The following is a 17889-nucleotide window of genomic DNA, read 5'->3' as shown; positions in this document are numbered from 1 at the left end:
GAGTGACACATGGAAAGCTATTACCTCGACTGGGCCAACCTGCTGCTGCGCTGGGTCCACGTCATTACCGCCATCGCCTGGATTGGCTCGTCTTTTTACTTCGTCTTTTTGGACAGCAGCCTGACCCCGCCGGTCGATGACGATCTCAAGAAGCAGGGCGTGAGCGGCGAGCTGTGGGCCGTGCACGGCGGCGGCTTCTACCACCCGGTGAAGTTTGCCGGTGCGCCGCCGCAGTTGCCCAAGCACCTGCACTGGTTTTACTGGGAAAGCTATTCCACCTGGCTGACCGGCTTCTCGCTGTTTACCGTGTCGTACCTGTGGAACGCCAGCACCTATTTGGTCGACAAGTCGCTGATGGACTGGTCCAGTGGTGCAGCGGTGAGCGTGGCGTTGGCGTTTTTTGTGGTGTTCTGGATGGCCTACGACTGCATTTGCCAGATTTTTGGCAAGCGCAAAGGTGGCGATGCCATCGTGGGTGCGTTGGTGGCGGTGCTGGTGTGTGCCGCATCCTGGCTGGCCTGCCATTGGTTTGCCGGGCGTGCGGCCTTTTTGCTGGTGGGCGCCATGATCGCCACCACCATGAGCGCCAACGTGTTCTTCTGGATCATCCCGGGCCAGCGCACCGTGGTGGCCGACATCAAGGCCGGCCGACCCATCGACCCCATCCACGGCCAGCGCGGCAAGCAGCGCAGCGTGCACAACACCTACTTCACCCTGCCGGTGCTGTTTGCCATGCTCAGCAACCACTACAGCTTCACCTACACCCACCCGCAGAACTGGCTGGTGCTGGTGCTGATGATGCTGGCAGGCGCGGCGATCCGGCAGTTTTTTGTGCTGCGCCACGGCTACCTGCTGGGTCGCAATCGCCACCCCATAGGCTACGCGCTGGTAGGCCTGGCAGTGATTGCCGGTGCCATCGTCTGGATAAAACCCCTGCCTGCTACACAATCAGTAGCTGCTAACGCCGATGGAATAAGCGCCAAGCCGGTAATTTCTTATGAAAAAGTGCAGGCGGTCATTGCCCAGCGCTGCACCCAGTGCCATGGCGCGCAGGTGCAGATGAAGAACGTGCGGCTGGACTCGCCCGCCGACCTGAAGCTGCACGCGCAGATGGTCTACCAGCAGGCGGTGGTCACCAAAATCATGCCCATGAACAACTCCACCGGCATCACCGATGCCGAGCGCGCGCTGATCGGGCAATGGTTCGAGGGCGGTGCGCCGGTGAACTAGGCTGCGTCAGGCACCGGCGTGAAGTGCAGGTGCATGAGTTGCCAGTCGCCCGGCGTTTTGCGCCACAGCTCGCTGAAGAACACGCTGCTGTGCGGCGTGTCGTCGATCAGCGTCTGGCTTTGGCCCGAGACCACGGCAAATTCACCGTGGTACTGCAGGGACAGGCTGGCATCCTGCTTGTAGGCGGTGTCGGGGAACCACAGATCGGCCTGCACCGCACGCGAGATGCCGTGCAGCTGCTCCCATTTGGATTGCACGCCGCTGGCATGCACCACGCAAAACGAGTCGGCTTGCACACTGGCCATGTAGTCGGTGTCACCGGCGAAAAATGCGGCATACCAGTCTTCGCGGGTGTTCAGTAGATTGATGTTGTCCATAGCTTCTTTTTAGGTGGTTTGCCATTGGGCACGGCGCAGGCCGGTCCGGCAGAATGCGAAACGGCACAGGGCCGCGATGGGGTGATTATCCGGTGCGCTGCAAGCGCTTTGAAAACGGCTTGCACAAAGCTTGCCAAAGGTCTTTGCACCATCCCCGTGCAGCCGGTCCGCCTGCCCTGCTACCATTCTTGGATGTTAATGAAAACACCCGACGCTATGAATTCTGTTGCGCTGGCCGATGCCCGCGACGGTGAAGGCACACCTGTCTCCGTCAAGATCCGTGAACGGCTGCAGGCCGCGCGCAAGCGGTTCAACGCCAACGACAACATTTCCGAGTTCATCCAGCCTGGTGAGTTGGAACTGCTGCTCGACGAAGTCACCGACAAAATGCAGGGCGTGCTCAGCAGCATGGTGATCGACACCGACCGCGACCACAACACCAACAACACCGCGCGCCGCGTCGCCAAGATGTACCTCAAAGAGGTGTTCCAGGGCCGCTACGTGGCAGCCCCCAACATCACCGAATTCCCCAACGCCGAGCACTTGAACGAGCTGATGATCGTTGGCCCCATCACTGTGCGCAGCGCCTGCTCGCACCACCTGTGCCCGGTGATCGGCAAGATCTGGATCGGCGTGCTGCCCAATGAGCACACCAACGTGATTGGCTTGTCCAAGTACGCACGCCTGGCCGAATGGATCATGGGCCGCCCGCAAATCCAGGAAGAGGCCGTGGTGCAACTGGCCGACCTGATCCAGGAAAAAACCCAGCCCGACGGCCTGGCCATCGTCATGGAAGCCAGCCACTACTGCATGGGCTGGCGCGGCGTGAAAGACATGGACAGCAAGATGATCAACTCGGTCATGCGCGGTGCGTTCCTGAAGGATTCGAACCTGCGCCGCGAATTTTTGTCTCTCATTCCTAGAAAAGGCTAACGCCATGCTTGTACGTTTGCTCTACGCCAGCCGCGCGCTGGACACCAGTGCGGGTGCCATTGAAGCCATCCTGGCCCAGTCGCGCCAGTACAACCCGGCCTGCGGTATCACCGGCATCCTGTGCTACGGCGGCGGCATCTTTTTGCAGGCCATCGAAGGCGGGCGCATGCCGGTCAACGAGCTCTACGGCCATATCCAGCGCGATGCACGGCACAAAGACGTGGCCTTGCTGCACTTCGAAGAAATCTCCGAGCGCCGCTTTGGCGGCTGGACCATGGGCCAGGTCAACATCTTGAAGCTTAACCAGTCGATTCTGCTGAAATATGCCGAAAAGCCCGAGCTCGACCCGTATGCGGTGTCGGGCAAGGTATCGCTGGCGCTGCTGGAAGAGCTTATGGCCACCGCTTCTATCGTCGGGCGCGTCTAACCGTCTCACTCCACCCATCTAACCCGCAAGCCTTGACCGACTTGCGGGTTTTTGTACTTTCGCATGTCTGTTTTTGCCCTATGTCTGGTGCTGTTGGCGGGCCTGATCCACGCCAGCTGGAATATTGCCGCCAAAAAAGCCGGTGGTGATGCGCGCTTTGCCGTGTTTTCCGGGATGGTGGGCGTGGTTGTGTGGGCCCCGGTGGCCCTCTGGCTGGGGGTGGATGAAGTACCCCGCTGGAACGCTACCCAGTGGGGCATGCTGGCCCTCAGTGCCTGCGTGCACGCCCTGTACTTTGTGGTGCTGCTGCGCGGCTACCGCAAGGCCGACCTGACCGTGGTGTACCCGCTGGCGCGCGGGCTGGGGCCGCTGATTTCGTCGCTGGCCGCTGTGCTGTTGCTGGGCGAACGCCTGAGCCTCTGGGGTGCCCTGGGCTTGGTCGGCGTGGTGACGGGGGTGTTTTTGATCGCCGGGGGCCCCGGCCTGTGGCGGGCTCCGCGCGACCCGGTCAACGCCGCCCGCCTGCGGGCCGGCCTGCGCTACGGCGCGCTCACCGGCATGTGCATCGCCTGCTACACCGTGGCCGACGGCTACGCGGTCAAGGTGCTGCTGGTCTCGCCCATCATGTTCGACTACGCCAGCAATGTTCTGCGCATGGGCCTGATGGGCTCTACCGTGCTGCGCGACCTGCCTGCGGCCCGGCTGTTGTGGCAGGCGCAATGGCGCTACGCGCTGCTGGTGGGCATTCTGAGCCCCGTGTCGTACGTGCTGGTGCTGTATGCGGTGCAAACCGCGCCACTGTCCCACGTGGCCCCGGCGCGCGAGGTGTCCATGCTGTTTGCCGCGCTGCTGGGCGGACACTTGCTGGGCGAGGGGCAGCGCGGCACCCGGCTGCTGGGCGCGGGCTGCATTGCGCTGGGCGTGGTGGCACTGGCGCTGGGCTAGCCATGGAGTCCACCGAACTCCTGGGTTGCGATTTCTCCAGCAGCCCCAGCGCCCGTAAAAACATCGTGCTGGCCTGGGGCCAGGTGGCCGGGGGGCGTGTGGTCTTGCAGCGTCTGGAGCGCCTGCCGTCCCTGGCTGCATTTGCCGCCGTGCTGGCCCGGCCACGCGCTTGGGTGGGCTGCTTCGATCTGCCGTTTGGCCTGCCGCGCGAATTGGTGCAGAGCCTGGGCTGGCCGCTGGACTGGGCTGCCTGTATCCGCCATTTTGCGGGGTTGGAGCGGGCGCAGATCCGCAGCCTGTTTGCCGCGTTTTGCGATGCCCGGCCGGTGGGTGGCAAGTTTGCCCACCGCGCCTGCGATGCTTTGGCGGGTTCCAGCCCGTCCATGAAATGGGTGAATCCACCCGTGGCCTACATGCTGCACGCGGGCGTGCCCTTGCTGCTGGAAGCCGGGGTGGATTTCCCCGGCCTGCACCCGGGTGACCCGCAGCGCGTGGCCCTGGAGGCCTACCCCGGCCTGCTGGCGCGCGAGGTGCTGGACGGCTGGACTCCGGGTGCCCAGGGCACCGGGCGGCGCAGCTACAAAAGCGACGACAAGGCCAAGCAAACCCCGCAACGGCTGGCGGCGCGGACCGACCTGGTCCAGGCGCTGGAAGCGGGGCAGGGCGTGCACGGGCCGCTGCGCCTGGGCATGCGCTTGCAACTCACGGCGGCCCAGCGTGCCTTGCTGTTGGCGGACGCCAGTGGCGATGCCCTGGATGCCGTGTTGTGCATGCTGCAAGCCGCCTGGGCCAAGCAACAGCATGCCGTCGGTGTACCGTGCTACGGCCTGCCAGGCCATTTAGATCCCCTCGAAGGCTGGATCATCACCGTGTGATGCCAAGTGCTTGATACGGGCCTGGGCCGCTGTATAGTTGTCAGCGAATACTTACGATTTATTTCAGTGTTTTAAATATTGCGTACAATTTATGTATTCTTTTGTTGGCAAGTGCGGGGTCTTTCTGTTCGGGCTGCTCCTATGCCACGGTGCTTGGGCGGCAGACGAGCGGCCGGAATGCGGCAGACCTTTTACCTTGGCCCTGCATGTGCATGGCGTGTTGTACTCAGCCGAACTGGATGCGGGTATTGACAAGGATTTTGCCGATGCGCTGGCCCAGCGCAGTGGCTGCACCATCCAGGTCAGTATGTTGCCGCGCGCACGCATCTGGCAGTTGATCGAGTCTGGCGCGCTGGATTTCAGCCTGTCGGGCATTGCCACCGAGGAGCGCAATACCTATGCGGCTTTCGCCTGGTATTTCTCCAACAAGTATTACCTGCTGGTCAACAAAAGCACCAATGTGCAGAAGCTGTCTGACTTTGAAGACCAGCCCGCGATGAAGCTGGGGGCCATCCGCAGTTTCCGCTATAGCCCCACGGCCAACCGCATGGTTGACAAGCTGGCGCAGGGGGGGCGGGTCAGCTATGCCTCGGGTTTGGAGCCGCTTTACCAGGTACTGGCTCTGGGGCGTATCCAGGGCATGGTGATCGAACCCTTCGACGTGGGCGATGTACAGGCCCGGCAGATCAAGGACACGACCCAGATCATCGAGTTCAACGACCCTCCCGTGCCGCACGGGCTCATCATGTCCAGGAAATCCATTGCCTCTGCCGACATCGCCAAGTGGCAGGCGGTGGTGCAGTCCTTGCGCAATGACGGTACGGTGCTGCGGATCTTTGAGAAGTATTTCCCGCCTGCACTGGCCCGCGAGATGGTGGTGTTTTGAGATTGAAGCGCCCCGACAACTGGCTTCACCACCTCGGCGGAGCGGTGCTGGTACTGGCGTTGTCGTTGGGCACCACCTGGTGGCTGTGGCAGTTTGAAACCCGCAACGCCGAGCTGGACCACCGCGCGCGTGCGGATGCCAATGTGCAGGCCTTTGCCAGCCGGGTGGAGCAGCGCATGCGCGCCCAGGAGCAGGTGCTGCGCGGCGTGCAGGGCCTGTTCGCGGTAGGGATGCCGGTGGGGCGAGAAGCCTTCAGCCGTTACGTGGAGGCCTTGCAGCTCGGGGCCGATGTATCCGGGGTGGTCGCGCTGGGCTGGGTGCCGCTGGTCGGTGCGGCGGAACTGCCCGCCCATATGGCCGGTATGCGCGCCCTGGGCGCTGGCTACGCGCTCGCGCCCGAAGGTGTGCGCCCCGAGTACGCCCCGCTGGTGCAACTGGAACCGGCTTTGGATGCCAAGCTGGGCCCGCTCGGCCAGGATTTGCTGGTCGATGCCGTGTACCGGACCACCATGGAGCGCGCGCGCGATTCCGGGGCGGCGGCCATTACCGGCAGGCTCAGTCGCACGCTGCAAAACGGTACCGATGTCCGGGTGGGGTTTGCCATGTTCATGCCGGTCTACCGCCCCGGGGCACCAACCGATACCGTGGACGCTCGGCGTGCCGGTCTGATGGGTTGGGTGGTGGCACCGTGCCGCATGGATGTGTGGATGGCAGGGCTGCCGGGTGTGGAGACCAGTGGTGTGGACGTGCGTATTTTTGACGGCATAGAACTCAGCAACCAGTCGCTGCTGTTCGACTCCAATCCCATCCCCTTGCCCAAAACCCAGGCCTCGGCCGACACCCTGGAGTATCTGCAGGTGGGAGGCCGCACCTGGACCCTGGCCATGGTGGAGCACGCCGATGCAGCCGCTTCACCGGCCCACCACAAGGCGCAGATGATTGCCCGCAACGGCATGGTCCTGAGTGGTGTGTTGGCCCTGCTGGCCTGGGTGCTGCTGAGCGACCGTGCACGCACCGTCATCATGGCCACCCAGATGACCACCGAACTGCGCGAAACCAAGGAACATTTCGAGCTGATCTTTGACAGCAGCCCCGACGGCATGGTGATCACCCAGCAGGCCGACGGTTTGGTGGTGGACATCAACCAAGGCTTTACCGCCATGACGGGCTACGAGCGCGCCGATGTGGTCAGCATCTCGATAGGGGCCTTGCCGATCTGGAAGGATGCTGAAGACCGCCGCCGTTACCGCAAGGAACTGGCCGAACACCAGCGTTGCGAAAACCTGGAGGTCAGCCTGGTCACCAAGACGGGCCAGACCATCGTCGGGATCTTGTCGGCGCAACCCGCCACCTTTAAGGGTGTGGCCTGTTTTGTCGGGGTGATCCGCGACATCACGGGCCGCAAAGCCATTGAAGACCGCATGGCCCACATGGCCCAGCACGATACCCTGACCGGCCTGCCCAACCGGGCACTGTTTGACGACCGGCTCAAGCAGGCCATCGTCCAGGCCAACCGCAACCGGGGGCGGCTGGCTCTGCTATACGTGGACCTGGACCACTTCAAACCGGTGAACGACACCCTGGGCCACGCGGTGGGCGATGTGCTGCTCAAGGCCGTGGCCCAGCGCATGCATGACAGCGTGCGGGCCTCGGATACCGTGGCCCGCATTGGCGGGGACGAGTTTGTGGTGCTGCTATCCGCAGTGCACGACGGCACCGATGCGCTGGCGGTGGCCGAGAAAATCCGCCTGGCGCTGAACCAGAGCTTTGAGGTGGTGGCGGGCAAGATGGTGCACATCTCTTCCAGCACGGGCGTGGCCATCTACCCCGACCACGGCAAGGACGAGATCGAGCTGTCCAAGAATGCCGATATGGCGATGTACCGCTCCAAGCAGCAGGGCCGCGACCAGGTGGTGCTGTTTGCGCCGCTGGTGCCCGTCGATCCTACCGCTGCTGCTATCTAATTGCGCGGCTCAGGTGGGGAGATCACGGTCTCGTCCAGCTTGCGGGCCAGCTCTGACACGGCCAGCGCGGCAGGGCAGCCGGGAATGTTGACCATCAATAACTGGCGGCGCATCACAGCATCGCGTACCGAGGCATCGGCCGGGATGTCGCCCACATGGATCAGGCGGATCGAGCGACCGGTGCCGTTGGTGACAAAACGGTCCAGCACCTGCTGCAACTGGGTGGTGATGGCGCGGCCATCACCGGGGCGGGCGGTCTGGTTGATCACCATGCGCACGTGCTGGCGTTTTTGCTGGGTGGCCAGCACCTTGATGGCGGCATAGGCATCGGTCAGCGAAGTGGGCTCGGGCGTGGCCACCACCAGCACTTCGGAGGCCAGCGATACCGAAAACAGCACCACGTCCGAAATGCCCGCACCGGTGTCCAGCAACAGCACATCGAAACGCGGCATCAGGGTGCGCACCACCTGCAGAAATTCGTCCCGTACCTCGGGAGTCAGGCGCGAGTACTCCACCATGCCCGAACCGGCCAACAGCACCGAGAAGCCGCCGGGGGCTTTAACGATGGCCTCGTCCAGCGTGGCTTTGCCGGTAAACACGTCGTGCAGCGTGACCTTGGGGTGCAGGTTCAGCACTACATCCAGGTTGGCCAGGCCCAGGTCGGCATCCAGCACCAGTACCCGATGGCCCCTTTTGGCCAGGGCGGCCGCCAGATTGGCCGACACAAAGGTTTTGCCGACACCGCCTTTGCCGCTGGTGATGGCGATCACCTTGGCACCGGAGCCGCTGAGGGGGGAAGGGGAATTCAGAATGTTGTTCATCGCGGCTTACCTTTGTCCAGTGCTGCCATGGAGGGCACCGGACGACATATCAATCCAAGCCGGTTCTGCGGCAGACAAATGACCAAACAACAAATTTTTCTCTTCGGCGCTGACATGGCTTTCGGGCTGGGGTTCCAGGCACAGGCGGTTGCGCCCGCTGGTCTTGGCCAGATACAGCTGCTGGTCGGCCCGGTCGATCCAAAGCTCGGTGGTGGAGCGGATCCACTGCAGCGCAAACGCGCCGCCGATGCTGATGGTGACCTGCAGTTCCACCCCGGGGGCGATCGCAATACGGGTGCTCTCAATACTGCGCCGTATGCGCTCGGCCACCGTGTGGCCAAAAGACGGCTGGCACGACGGCAGTACCACGACAAATTCTTCGCCGCCATAGCGGGCCAGCGTGTCCATGGGCCGCACGCAAGCCTGCAGTGCCTTGGCCACCACGCGCAGCACCTGGTCACCCGCCGGGTGGCCATGGGTGTCGTTGACGCTTTTGAAGTGGTCGATGTCGATCAGCAGCAGCAAGGCCGCCTCGCCGGAGCGGGCTACGCGGTCGACCTCGGCTTCCAAAACCGCGTTGAAATGGCGGCGGTTCGACAGACCGGTGAGCGGGTCCTTGAGCGATAAATCGCACAGGCCATCGATCACGTTTTGTACATAGGCCAAGGGGTCGGGCATGTCCATCGACGGCATGTCTTGCTGCAACAGAGCGCAAGCCGACTCCAGCCGCAAACTGCGTAAATCCAGGGAGGAGTGGGTTGCCGTTGAGGACACTTTTATGGGCCAGAAGTTACAGAAAGTTTAACAGTATCCGGTGCCGACCCAAGCCTGGAAATGGCCTGCCCGGCAGGGTCAATAGGCGGCTTTCAAGGCCGTATTCTTAAATCGCAAAATCTTCCGGCCCGTGTTGCAGGGCCAGCAGCGCGTCATGATCGGTGCGGTGCAGGCGCACCGCGTCGGGCGGCAGCTCTCCGGCACGGCGCAGCACGTTTTCGACCGGCAATTTCATGCCACTGAGGTGCAGGGTGATGTGGCTATGGGCCAGAGCATGGCGCAGTTTGCCAAAAGTTTCTACCCCCGTGGCATCGATGCGGTTGATGGGCTGGGCAAACAGGCAGACCTGGCGCACGCCGGGGTGCAGCGCCAGGTGCTCCATCACCGCCCGCTCCAGGCTGCTGGCGGAGGCAAAGTCCAGCTCGGCATCCATGCGCAGCGCGTACAGGTGGGGTGCCAGCGGCGGCAGGTTCCACAAATGGCGGTCGCGCAGGCTGCCGTCGGGGTGCAGGCCGATCTCGATGATGCGCGGGTGCAGCCGGTGGTACAAAAAGTGCGACAAGGCCATCAGCAAACCGGCCAGCACACCCCAGTACAGCCGGGGCGCGGTGGCCAGGGTCAGCACAAAGGTGGTGGCACAGGTCACGGCCTCTACCGGGGCGGCGCGCCAGATGCGGCGCAGCTCGGCCGGTTGCACCAGGCTGGACACAGCGGCCACCACCACTGCCGCCAGCACCGCCTGCGGCACGTGGTACAGCGCCGGGGTCAGCCACAGCAGCACCAGCAACACCAAAATGACCGAGAAAATCGTGGCCCAACCGGTCTTGGCCCCTGCATACAGGTTGATGGCCGAGCGCGAGAACGACGAGCTGGTCGGAAACGCCCCGCACAGGCCCGACGCCACCTTGGCCATGCCCTGGCCGATCAGATCCTGGTTCTCGTTCCAGCGGGTGCCGCCGCGCTGGTTGTCCACCTTGGCACTCGACGCGGTTTCCAAAAAGCTGATCAGCGTAAGCACCAGCACCGGCATGGCCAGGTCGCCCAGTTGCGCCAGCGTGATGGCACCGGGCAGTTGCAGCGCAGGCAGACCGGCGGGCAGAGCACCCACCACCGCGCCACCACCGGCGGCAAAGCCCAGCCCGGCACTGACCAGCGCGCTGGCCACCACCAGCACCATGAGCACCGGAAACCTGGGAAACCAGCGCTTGCCCAGCACCAGCACGGCCAGCGCACCCAGCCCAAACAACGCCGCCTGCCAGTCGATCTGCGGCTGGTGCAGCAGGTTGGTCAAGGGCCCCTTGAGGCCGATCAGCGCGGGCAGTTGCGACAGCAAAATCAAAATGGCCGCCGCCTGGGTAAAGCCGGTGAGCACTGGCGCGCTCACCAGGTTCAGCAGCCAGCCAAAGCGCCCCAACCCCAGCATGATCTGCAGCAGGCCCGACAACAGCGCCAGCCACACCGCCAACGTCACCCACTGCGCGCTGCCGGGTTCGGCCAGCCCCAAAAAGGCGCTGCCCACCAGCAGGGCGCTTAAAGCGGTGGGCCCTACCGACAAGCGGGTGGACGAGCTCCACAGCACCGCCACCAGCGCGGGCAGCAGCGAGGCGTAGATGCCGGTGATCAGCGGCATGCCCGCCAGTGCGGCGTAGGCCACGCCCTGGGGAATCACCATCATGCCCACCGTCAGCCCGGCCCAGAGCTCGCCGACCAGGGTGCTACGGCTGGGGCGCGGCCAGCTGAGAAAAGGAAACCAGCGCTGAAAATAGGCTAAATTTTTAAGGCTTATTGGCATCTAGCGCTTATTCTATGAGCGTGAGCAGCTATAAAAATAGGAGTTATGCCTGGTGCGCACACACCGTGCACTCCGGGTCGCGGGGGATGCGGATGTCGTTCCAGGCCATGCTGCGCGCATCCAGCATCTGCAGCCGCCCGGCCAGCGAGGTGCCTGCGCCGCTGAGCAGCTTGATCGCCTCGGCAGCCTGCATGGCCCCGATGATGCCCACCAGTGGCGCCAGCACGCCCATCACCGCGCAGCGGGTTTCCTCAAAGTCGTCGCTGGGCGGGAACACACAGGCGTAGCACGGTGAAGCTGCATCGCGCGCGTCGAACACGCTGATCTGCCCGTCCATGCGGATGGCTGCGCCCGACACCAGGGGCTTGCGGTGGCGCACGCAGGCCGCATTGACGGCATGGCGGGTGGCAAAGTTGTCGCAGCAGTCCAGCACCACATCGGCCTGGGCCACCAGCGTGTCCAGCAGCGCGGCATCGGCCCGGGCGTGGACGGCGGTGATCTGCACCTCGGGGTTGATGGCCTGCATGGCGGTGCGCGCCGAATCCACTTTGGGCCGGCCCACGCGCTCCAGGCTGTGGGCGATTTGCCGCTGTAGGTTGGTCAGGTCTACGGTGTCGTGGTCTACCAGGGTGATGTGGCCGATGCCCGCCGTAGCCAGGTACAGCGCCACCGGCGAGCCCAGGCCGCCCGCACCGATGACCAGCGCGTGCGCCGCCAGCAGCCGCTCTTGCCCCTCGATGCCAATGTCGTCCAGCAGGATATGGCGCGAGTAGCGCAGCAGTTGGTCGTCGTTCATCTGGGCATTGTGGCAATGAAAAGCCCCGCAGTGGCGGGGCTTTCGGAGGGAAGGGAGGGAAGTAAGGGGCGGCTTATTGTTCTTTCTTTTCTTCTTTGCGCTCGACCATGGTCTTGCTGACGATCACCGGCTTGCCTTTGAGCTGGTTCAGCGCCTGGATCAGCTGGAAGTCTTTGTCGCTGCCAAATTCGGGCTGCGGCTTGCGGTCGGCCACGGGTTTTAGCGCCTCGGCTTCCAGCAGCTTGCGGGCTTCGTCGCGGGCTTTTTCGCGGGCTTCGTCTTTCTTCTCTTCGCCCTGGCCGCTGTTGAGGTGCTTTTCCAGGTCGGCTTCGCGCATGCGCAGGGCACCGAAGGGGTTGCCGTCGGCGGAGTCATCGACCATCACATCGGGCACGATGCCCTTGGCCTGGATGGATTTGCCGCTGGGCGTGTAATAGCGCGCGGTGGTTAGCTTCAGGCCGGTATCGGGGCCGAGTGGGCGCACGGTTTGCACCGAGCCCTTGCCAAAGGTCTGGCTGCCCATGATGGTGCCGCGCTTGTAATCTTGTAGCGCACCGGCGACGATCTCGCTGGCCGAGGCCGAGCCTTCATTGACCAGCACGATCAGCGGCACGGTTTTCAGGGCGGCGGGCAGTTTGGCCAGGGCATCGGCTCCGCGGCGCTGGTAAAACTCGGGCGATGCCTTGTAGGTGAACTTGCTGTCGGCCAACTGGCCGTTGGTGGACACCACGGTCACGTTCTCGGGCAAAAAGGCCGCCGATACGGCCACGGCCGCATCCAGCAGGCCACCCGGGTCGTTGCGCAAGTCCAGCACCATGCCCTTGAGCTTGGGTTCTTGTTTATAGATGTCGCTGACCTTGGTGACAAAGTCGTCCACCGTGCGGTCCTGGAACTGGCTCAGGCGCACCCAGGCGTAGCCCGGCTCGACGATCTTGGCGCGCACCGACTGGGTGCGGATCTCTTCGCGGGTGATGGTGACCGGGAAGCTGCGGTTCTCGTCCTTGCGGAAAATCGTCAGGTTGACCTTGGTGTTGGGCTCGCCGCGCATCTTCTTCACCGCGTCGTTCAGCGGCAGGCCTTTGACGGCGGTGTCGTCGATCTTGGTGATCAGGTCGTTGGGCTTGAGGCCTGCGCGGAAGGCGGGCGAGCCTTCGATGGGCGAAACCACCTTGACCAGCCCGTCTTCCTGGGTGATCTCGATGCCCACGCCCACAAAGCGGCCGGTCGTGCCTTCGCGGAATTCCTTGAACGACTTTTTATCGAAATACTGGGAATGCGGGTCCAGGCTGGCCACCATGCCCGCAATCGCATCGCTGATGAGCTTTTTCTCGTCTACCGGCTCCACGTAGTCGGTTTTGACCATGCCAAACACCGCCGCAAGCTGTTGCAGCTCTTCCAGTGGCAGCGGGGCCATGGCCCCACGGGCCACGGTTTGCAGGGAAACCGTGGTCAGGGCTCCGGCAATGGCACCGGCGGCAATCCAACCGGTAATTTTGAGTTTCTGGCCCATAAGCATCTTTCAAGTCGCTTTGAATGTACACGTTGGTATCCACACGTGTGGATACGTTCCGTGTAAACCTTTATATACGCTTATTTCTTTTGTCCTTGGGCGGCGACGGCGGCGGCTGCCGCAGCGGCGGCTTCGGCATCGCCCAGGTAGTAGTGGCGGATCGGTTGGAGGTTTTCGTCCAGCTCGTACACCAGCGGAATGCCGTTGGGGATGTTCAGGCCGACGATGTCGTCGTCGGAGATGTTGTCCAGGTACTTGATCAGGGCGCGGATCGAGTTGCCGTGGGCGGCCAGCACCACACGTTTACCGGCCTTGATGGCGGGGGCCATGGCTTCATTCCAGAACGGCAGCACCCGGTCCACGGTGTCTTTCAGGCATTCGGTCAGCGGCACCTGGTCGGCGGTTTGCTTGGCGTAGCGCGGGTCGCTGCGCTCGCAACGCGGGTCGCTGGCTTCCAACGCAGGTGGCGGCGTGTCGTAGCTGCGGCGCCAGACCAGCACCTGGTCGTCGCCGTACTGCTTGGCGGTTTCGGCTTTGTTCAGGCCTTGCAGTGCACCGTAATGGCGTTCGTTCAGGCGCCAGCTGTGCACCACCGGCAGGTAGGTGCGGTCCATCTGGTCCAGGCAGTGCCACAGGGTGTGGGTGGCGCGCTTGAGCACGCTGGTGTAGGCCACGTCAAACTCGTAGTTGTCGGCTTTCAGCAGGCGGCCCGCGTTTTGCGCCTGGGCGATGCCCGTCTCGGTCAGCGGCACATCGGTCCAGCCGGTGAAGCGGTTTTCAAGATTCCAGGTGGATTCGCCGTGGCGGATCAGAACGATTTTGTACATAGGGCGGCTTGTCTCGGTAAGTGAAAGGGGCCAAAAACGGGGGCTTCCCGCAAGGGGCAGCACGCCATTCTAAAATCGCCGGTTCGGGGTAGTCCCGCTAAACCACAAATAAAAGGTGCAAAGTGAAGTTTTTCATAGACAACTGGATGTTGATTGCCATAGCGCTGGCGGCGGGTGGCGGCTTGCTGTGGCCGGTGATTTCCAGCAGTGCGGGCACGGGTGCCCTCACCGCCAACGGTGCGGTGATGCGCATCAACCGCGAAAAAGCCGTGGTGCTGGACGTGCGCGAGGCCGATGAATTTGCCGCTGGCCACATCGCCGCTGCCAAAAATCTGCCGGTCGGCCAGCTGGAGGACAAGCTGGCTGCCACGGTGAAGAACAAGACGCTGCCCTTGATTTTGGTGTGCGCCACCGGTGCGCGGGCCAACCGGGCCCTGGCCACCGCCAAAAAGCTGGGTTACGAGCAGGCCGAAGTGCTCAGCGGCGGCCTGAAGGCCTGGAACGAAGCCAACCTGCCGCTTGAAAAGTCCTGAGCCACCACCAGATACACACCATGCAAGCCGTCAAGATGTACACCACCGCCGTATGCCCTTACTGCATCCGTGCCAAGCAAATCCTGAAAAGCAAGGGCGTTGACCAGATCGACGAGATCCGCGTAGACCAGCTCCCCGAGGCCCGTGCGGCCATGATGGAACTCACCGGTCGCCGCACCGTGCCACAGATCTTCATTGGCGATACCCATGTGGGCGGCTGTGATGACCTGGTGGCGCTGGACGGTCGAGGCGGCCTTTTGCCCTTGTTGAACGCTGCTTAAAACGGATAGGACTTACGCTGCGCCCCTGTATCGCCCTTCGGGCTTACAGGGGGAACTTGCGTAGGTCCTGGCGTCTTTTTAATCGGCAATAATCCGTTTGCTTTTTTGCCCGCCGTGGCTTCTCCGGCGGGCTTTGTTTTGAATTGAAAGAACACCATGTCCGAACAACTAGATCCCGTTTTCCAGATCCAGCGCGTTTACCTGAAAGAGGCTTCGCTGGAGCAGCCCAATTCTCCCGGCATCCTGCTGGACCCGACCCAGCCGGGCGTGGAAATCCAGTTGGGCGTGGAAGCCAACCCGGTGGCCGATGGCATTTTTGAAGTGGCCGTGACCGCCACCGTGCACACCAAGATTGGCGAAAAGACCGTGTTTTTGGTGGAAGCCAAGCAGGCCGGTATTTTTGAAATCCGCAACATGTCGCAGGAGCAGATGGGTCCGATCGTCGGCATTGCCTGCCCGCAAATCGTGTATCCCTACCTGCGCAGCAACGTGGCCGATCTGGTCCAGCGCGCCGGTTTCCCCCAGGTGCACCTGGCCGAAATCAACTTCCAGGCCATGTACGAACAGCAGCAAGCCAACGCCGCTGCCGCCGCTACCGAAGCGCCCACTGCAACCCTGCAGTAAGCCATGAAAATCGCGGTTCTGGGCGCGGGGGCCTGGGGCACCGCGCTGGCCATCAGCGCCAGCCAGCGCCATGGCATCACGCTGTGGGCGCGCGATGCCGGGCAGGCCGCTGCCATGCAGGCCCAGCGCTGCAACCAGCGCTACCTGCCGGGTATTCCTTTTCCCGAAACGCTTACCGTCTGCGCTGTTCCCCCCGCGGCCCTGGCCGCGTTGGTGGCGGAGCACGACCTGGTCATACTGGGCACACCCATGTCGGGCTTGCGCAGCATGCTGCAAGACATCGCGGGCTGTACCGCACCCGTTGCGTGGCTGTGCAAGGGTTTTGAATCTGCGGGTTCCAAGCCTTTTGGGCTGCTGGCGCACGAGGTATATGCACAGGTAGCTACTGAATCCATAGCAAATGACTATGCGCACTATGGCGTGCTCAGCGGCCCCAGTTTTGCCCAGGAAGTGGCCCGTGGCCAGCCCACGGCCCTGGTGGCGGCCAGTGGCAGCGCCGAGGTGCGCGATGCCCTGGTGGCGGCCTTCCACAGCCCGGCGCTGCGGGTCTATGCCAGCGACGACGTGGTGGGTGTGGAGGTGGGCGGTGCGGTCAAGAACGTGCTGGCCATCGCCACCGGCCTGTGCGACGGCCTGGGCCTGGGCCTGAACGCGCGGGCGGCGCTGGTGACCCGTGGGTTGGCGGAGATGACGCGCCTCGGGCTGGCCCTGGGGGCCAAGGCCGAGACCTTCATGGGCCTGTCCGGTCTGGGTGATCTGGTGCTGACCTGCACCGGCGACTTGAGCCGCAACCGGCAGGTGGGTTTGTTACTGGCCCAGGGCCAGACTTTGGACCAGGCGGTGGCTTCTCTGGGCCATGTGGCCGAGGGCGTGTACAGCGCCCGCACCGTGGCGCAGCGTGCGCACAGCCTAGGTGTGGACATGCCCATCACCCACAGCGTGGTGGCTTTGCTGGACGGTCGCATCCGCCCGGCTGACGCGGTTGCGTCTCTGATGGGACGGGCCCCGGTGCCCGAGCTAATGTAAGGTTTTGTGTCTTGTGTGTAAGGAAAATTCTTACATGCCCCGGTAAAAACCTGACCTGCGATATGGGTGCCCCCCGACTTAATTTTTGATTGGGGGGTATTCACAATCCATTTCAACGGATCGGGAAACAGCAGATTGCGACAAACGCAAGGCAGCCTGAACCGGGCAGACCAAAGGACACACCATGAACACCGAACAGATCATTGCCGAAATCCGCGAGGCCAATCTGACGTACCTCATGCTGGCGCAAAGCCTGATCCGCCAGGACAAGGCCGAAGCCCTGTTCCGCCTCGGTATCAACGAAGAGGCCGCAGATATTTTGGGTGCCCTGTCGGCCGCACAAATTCTGAAACTGGCCTCGGGCAATATGCTGCTGTGCCACTTCCGCGTGGAAGACAGCCTGGTGTGGAGCCTGTTGACCAACCACGACATCAAGAAGGTCGGCAACCCTGCCACCAACACCTTGCACGCCAACATCCTGATGGCAGGCCGCCTGGCCGAAGTTCTGTAAGGAGCCCAGCATGACCGCCACCTCCACCGCAACCGCCACCAAAGTGCCCAAGCCCACCAAAAGCGTGTTGCAAGATTCGCAGCAAATCGAACGCGCCGCCGCACTCATCCGCATGGGTGCCCGGATGCAGGTGCTGGAATCGGAAACCGATCTGTCCTACGAGCGCCTGCTGCGCCTGTACAAAGAGGTGTCGGGCAAGTCGCCCAGCAAAGGCCAGTTGCCGTTCTCGACCGACTGGTTCTTGTCCTGGCAAGAAAATATCCACTCGTCGCTGTTCCTGAACATTTACGAGTACCTGTCCAAGAGCATGGACATGGATTCCATCGACATCCTGACCAAGGCCTACCGCCTGTACAGCGAGCAGATCGTAGCCGCCGAGGTGGACCCGCTGCTGTCGTTCACCCGCGCCTGGCGCCTGGTCAAGTTTGTCGATGCCAATATGCTCAACATGACCCAGTGCAGCAGTTGCGGCGGAAAATTCGTCACCGAGCTGTACGAAAACCCCCGCCAATACGTTTGCGGACTGTGCAGTCCACCGGCCCGCGCGGGCAAATGTAAGGGCGAACGCACCTTGATGTTGCACTAATCGTTCGAATGCCGCGACCGATTGCATAGGTATCCTGCAACCAAAGCGTGGCGGCTTCAAACCAGTCGCGTAAAACCTACGAAAGTGTCCGCTCCGGGCTAATTTTTGCGACCGACCGCCGTACCATAACGTTTTGAATCGGAAGATTTCGATCCCATCGAAACGCATCCG

At 62.9% G+C, this 17889-nt stretch carries 20 protein-coding genes; 13 read left to right on the top strand and 7 right to left on the bottom strand.

The window, feature by feature from the left end:
* Positions 1-9: 9 nt before the first annotated feature.
* Positions 10-1230, top strand: a complete 1221-nt coding sequence (locus AC097O_RS05610) for a urate hydroxylase PuuD (protein WP_479591868.1) — start codon at positions 10-12, stop codon at positions 1228-1230.
* Here AC097O_RS05610 and AC097O_RS05605 read toward each other — a convergent pair.
* Entirely contained in the window at positions 1227-1607 is a 381-nt protein-coding gene (locus AC097O_RS05605) for a nuclear transport factor 2 family protein (protein WP_479591867.1), read from the bottom strand. The two genes, AC097O_RS05610 and AC097O_RS05605, sit on opposite strands and share 4 nt — an antisense overlap.
* Positions 1608-1805: 198 nt before the next feature.
* Here AC097O_RS05605 and folE point away from each other — a divergent pair, with 198 nt between their 5' ends.
* The 6 genes from folE (at position 1806) to AC097O_RS05575 (ending at position 7637) form a co-directional block, all read left to right on the top strand.
* Entirely contained in the window at positions 1806-2540 is a 735-nt protein-coding gene (gene folE, locus AC097O_RS05600; protein WP_315185385.1) for a GTP cyclohydrolase I, read from the top strand.
* A 4-nt stretch (positions 2541-2544) separates the two neighbouring features.
* On the top strand, positions 2545-2967 hold the full coding sequence (locus AC097O_RS05595) for a BLUF domain-containing protein (RefSeq protein WP_315185386.1): 423 nt from the start codon (positions 2545-2547) through the stop codon (positions 2965-2967).
* 63 nt (positions 2968-3030) lie between these two features.
* The gene (locus AC097O_RS05590; protein WP_479591866.1) at positions 3031-3912 is read left to right on the top strand and encodes an EamA family transporter; all 882 of its coding nucleotides are present in this window, start codon (positions 3031-3033) and stop codon (positions 3910-3912) included.
* 2 nt (positions 3913-3914) lie between these two features.
* Positions 3915-4787 (top strand): DUF429 domain-containing protein, encoded by an 873-nt coding sequence (locus AC097O_RS05585; RefSeq protein WP_479591865.1) that lies wholly within the window; start codon positions 3915-3917, stop codon positions 4785-4787.
* Between the two features lie 217 nt (positions 4788-5004).
* Positions 5005-5673, top strand: coding sequence for a substrate-binding periplasmic protein (locus tag AC097O_RS05580; RefSeq protein ID WP_479591864.1), 669 nt, complete (start codon positions 5005-5007; stop codon positions 5671-5673).
* 2 nt (positions 5674-5675) lie between these two features.
* Positions 5676-7637: a sensor domain-containing diguanylate cyclase gene (locus tag AC097O_RS05575; RefSeq protein WP_479591863.1), complete on the top strand. Its 1962-nt coding sequence runs from the start codon at positions 5676-5678 to the stop codon at positions 7635-7637.
* Here AC097O_RS05575 and AC097O_RS05570 read toward each other — a convergent pair.
* The 6 genes from AC097O_RS05570 to gpmA all read right to left on the bottom strand — a co-directional run bounded on the left by AC097O_RS05570 (position 7634) and on the right by gpmA (position 14157).
* Positions 7634-8458 carry a MinD/ParA family protein gene (locus AC097O_RS05570; RefSeq protein ID WP_479591862.1) on the bottom strand — a complete coding sequence of 275 codons (825 nt, stop codon included), beginning with the start codon at positions 8456-8458 and terminating at the stop codon, positions 7634-7636. The two genes, AC097O_RS05575 and AC097O_RS05570, sit on opposite strands and share 4 nt — an antisense overlap.
* 6 nt (positions 8459-8464) lie before the next feature.
* Complete coding sequence (locus AC097O_RS05565) at positions 8465-9232, bottom strand: GGDEF domain-containing protein (RefSeq protein ID WP_479591861.1); 768 nt, start codon at positions 9230-9232, stop codon at positions 8465-8467.
* A 106-nt stretch (positions 9233-9338) separates the two neighbouring features.
* Positions 9339-11024 (bottom strand): SulP family inorganic anion transporter, encoded by a 1686-nt coding sequence (locus AC097O_RS05560; protein ID WP_479591860.1) that lies wholly within the window; start codon positions 11022-11024, stop codon positions 9339-9341.
* A 43-nt stretch (positions 11025-11067) separates the two neighbouring features.
* Positions 11068-11820, bottom strand: coding sequence for a HesA/MoeB/ThiF family protein (locus AC097O_RS05555; RefSeq protein WP_479591859.1), 753 nt, complete (start codon positions 11818-11820; stop codon positions 11068-11070).
* Between the two features lie 73 nt (positions 11821-11893).
* The gene (locus tag AC097O_RS05550) at positions 11894-13330 is read right to left on the bottom strand and encodes a S41 family peptidase (protein ID WP_479591858.1); all 1437 of its coding nucleotides are present in this window, start codon (positions 13328-13330) and stop codon (positions 11894-11896) included.
* Between the two features lie 80 nt (positions 13331-13410).
* A complete protein-coding gene (gene gpmA, locus AC097O_RS05545) occupies positions 13411-14157 on the bottom strand; it encodes a 2,3-diphosphoglycerate-dependent phosphoglycerate mutase (RefSeq protein WP_479591857.1) in 747 nt (248 codons plus the stop codon).
* Positions 14158-14279: 122 nt separating this feature from the next.
* Here gpmA and AC097O_RS05540 point away from each other — a divergent pair, with 122 nt between their 5' ends.
* From AC097O_RS05540 to flhC, 6 genes are all read left to right on the top strand, one after another.
* Positions 14280-14690 (top strand): rhodanese-like domain-containing protein, encoded by a 411-nt coding sequence (locus tag AC097O_RS05540; protein ID WP_479591856.1) that lies wholly within the window; start codon positions 14280-14282, stop codon positions 14688-14690.
* Positions 14691-14710: 20 nt separating this feature from the next.
* On the top strand, positions 14711-14971 hold the full coding sequence (grxC, locus tag AC097O_RS05535; protein ID WP_479585049.1) for a glutaredoxin 3: 261 nt from the start codon (positions 14711-14713) through the stop codon (positions 14969-14971).
* Between the two features lie 156 nt (positions 14972-15127).
* Positions 15128-15595, top strand: coding sequence for a protein-export chaperone SecB (secB, locus tag AC097O_RS05530; protein WP_479591855.1), 468 nt, complete (start codon positions 15128-15130; stop codon positions 15593-15595).
* A 3-nt stretch (positions 15596-15598) separates the two neighbouring features.
* Positions 15599-16621, top strand: a complete 1023-nt coding sequence (locus AC097O_RS05525) for an NAD(P)H-dependent glycerol-3-phosphate dehydrogenase (protein WP_479591854.1) — start codon at positions 15599-15601, stop codon at positions 16619-16621.
* Positions 16622-16805: 184 nt separating this feature from the next.
* Positions 16806-17132, top strand: coding sequence for a flagellar transcriptional regulator FlhD (flhD, locus tag AC097O_RS05520; RefSeq protein ID WP_315185411.1), 327 nt, complete (start codon positions 16806-16808; stop codon positions 17130-17132).
* A 10-nt stretch (positions 17133-17142) separates the two neighbouring features.
* Entirely contained in the window at positions 17143-17718 is a 576-nt protein-coding gene (gene flhC, locus AC097O_RS05515) for a flagellar transcriptional regulator FlhC (protein WP_315185413.1), read from the top strand.
* Positions 17719-17889 lie beyond the last annotated feature (171 nt).

The sequence above is a fragment of the Rhodoferax sp. LS1P39 genome (genome assembly GCF_056521425.1).
The sequence above is the reverse complement of the archived record's forward strand: the minus strand, read 5'-3'. Positions and strand labels throughout refer to the sequence as shown.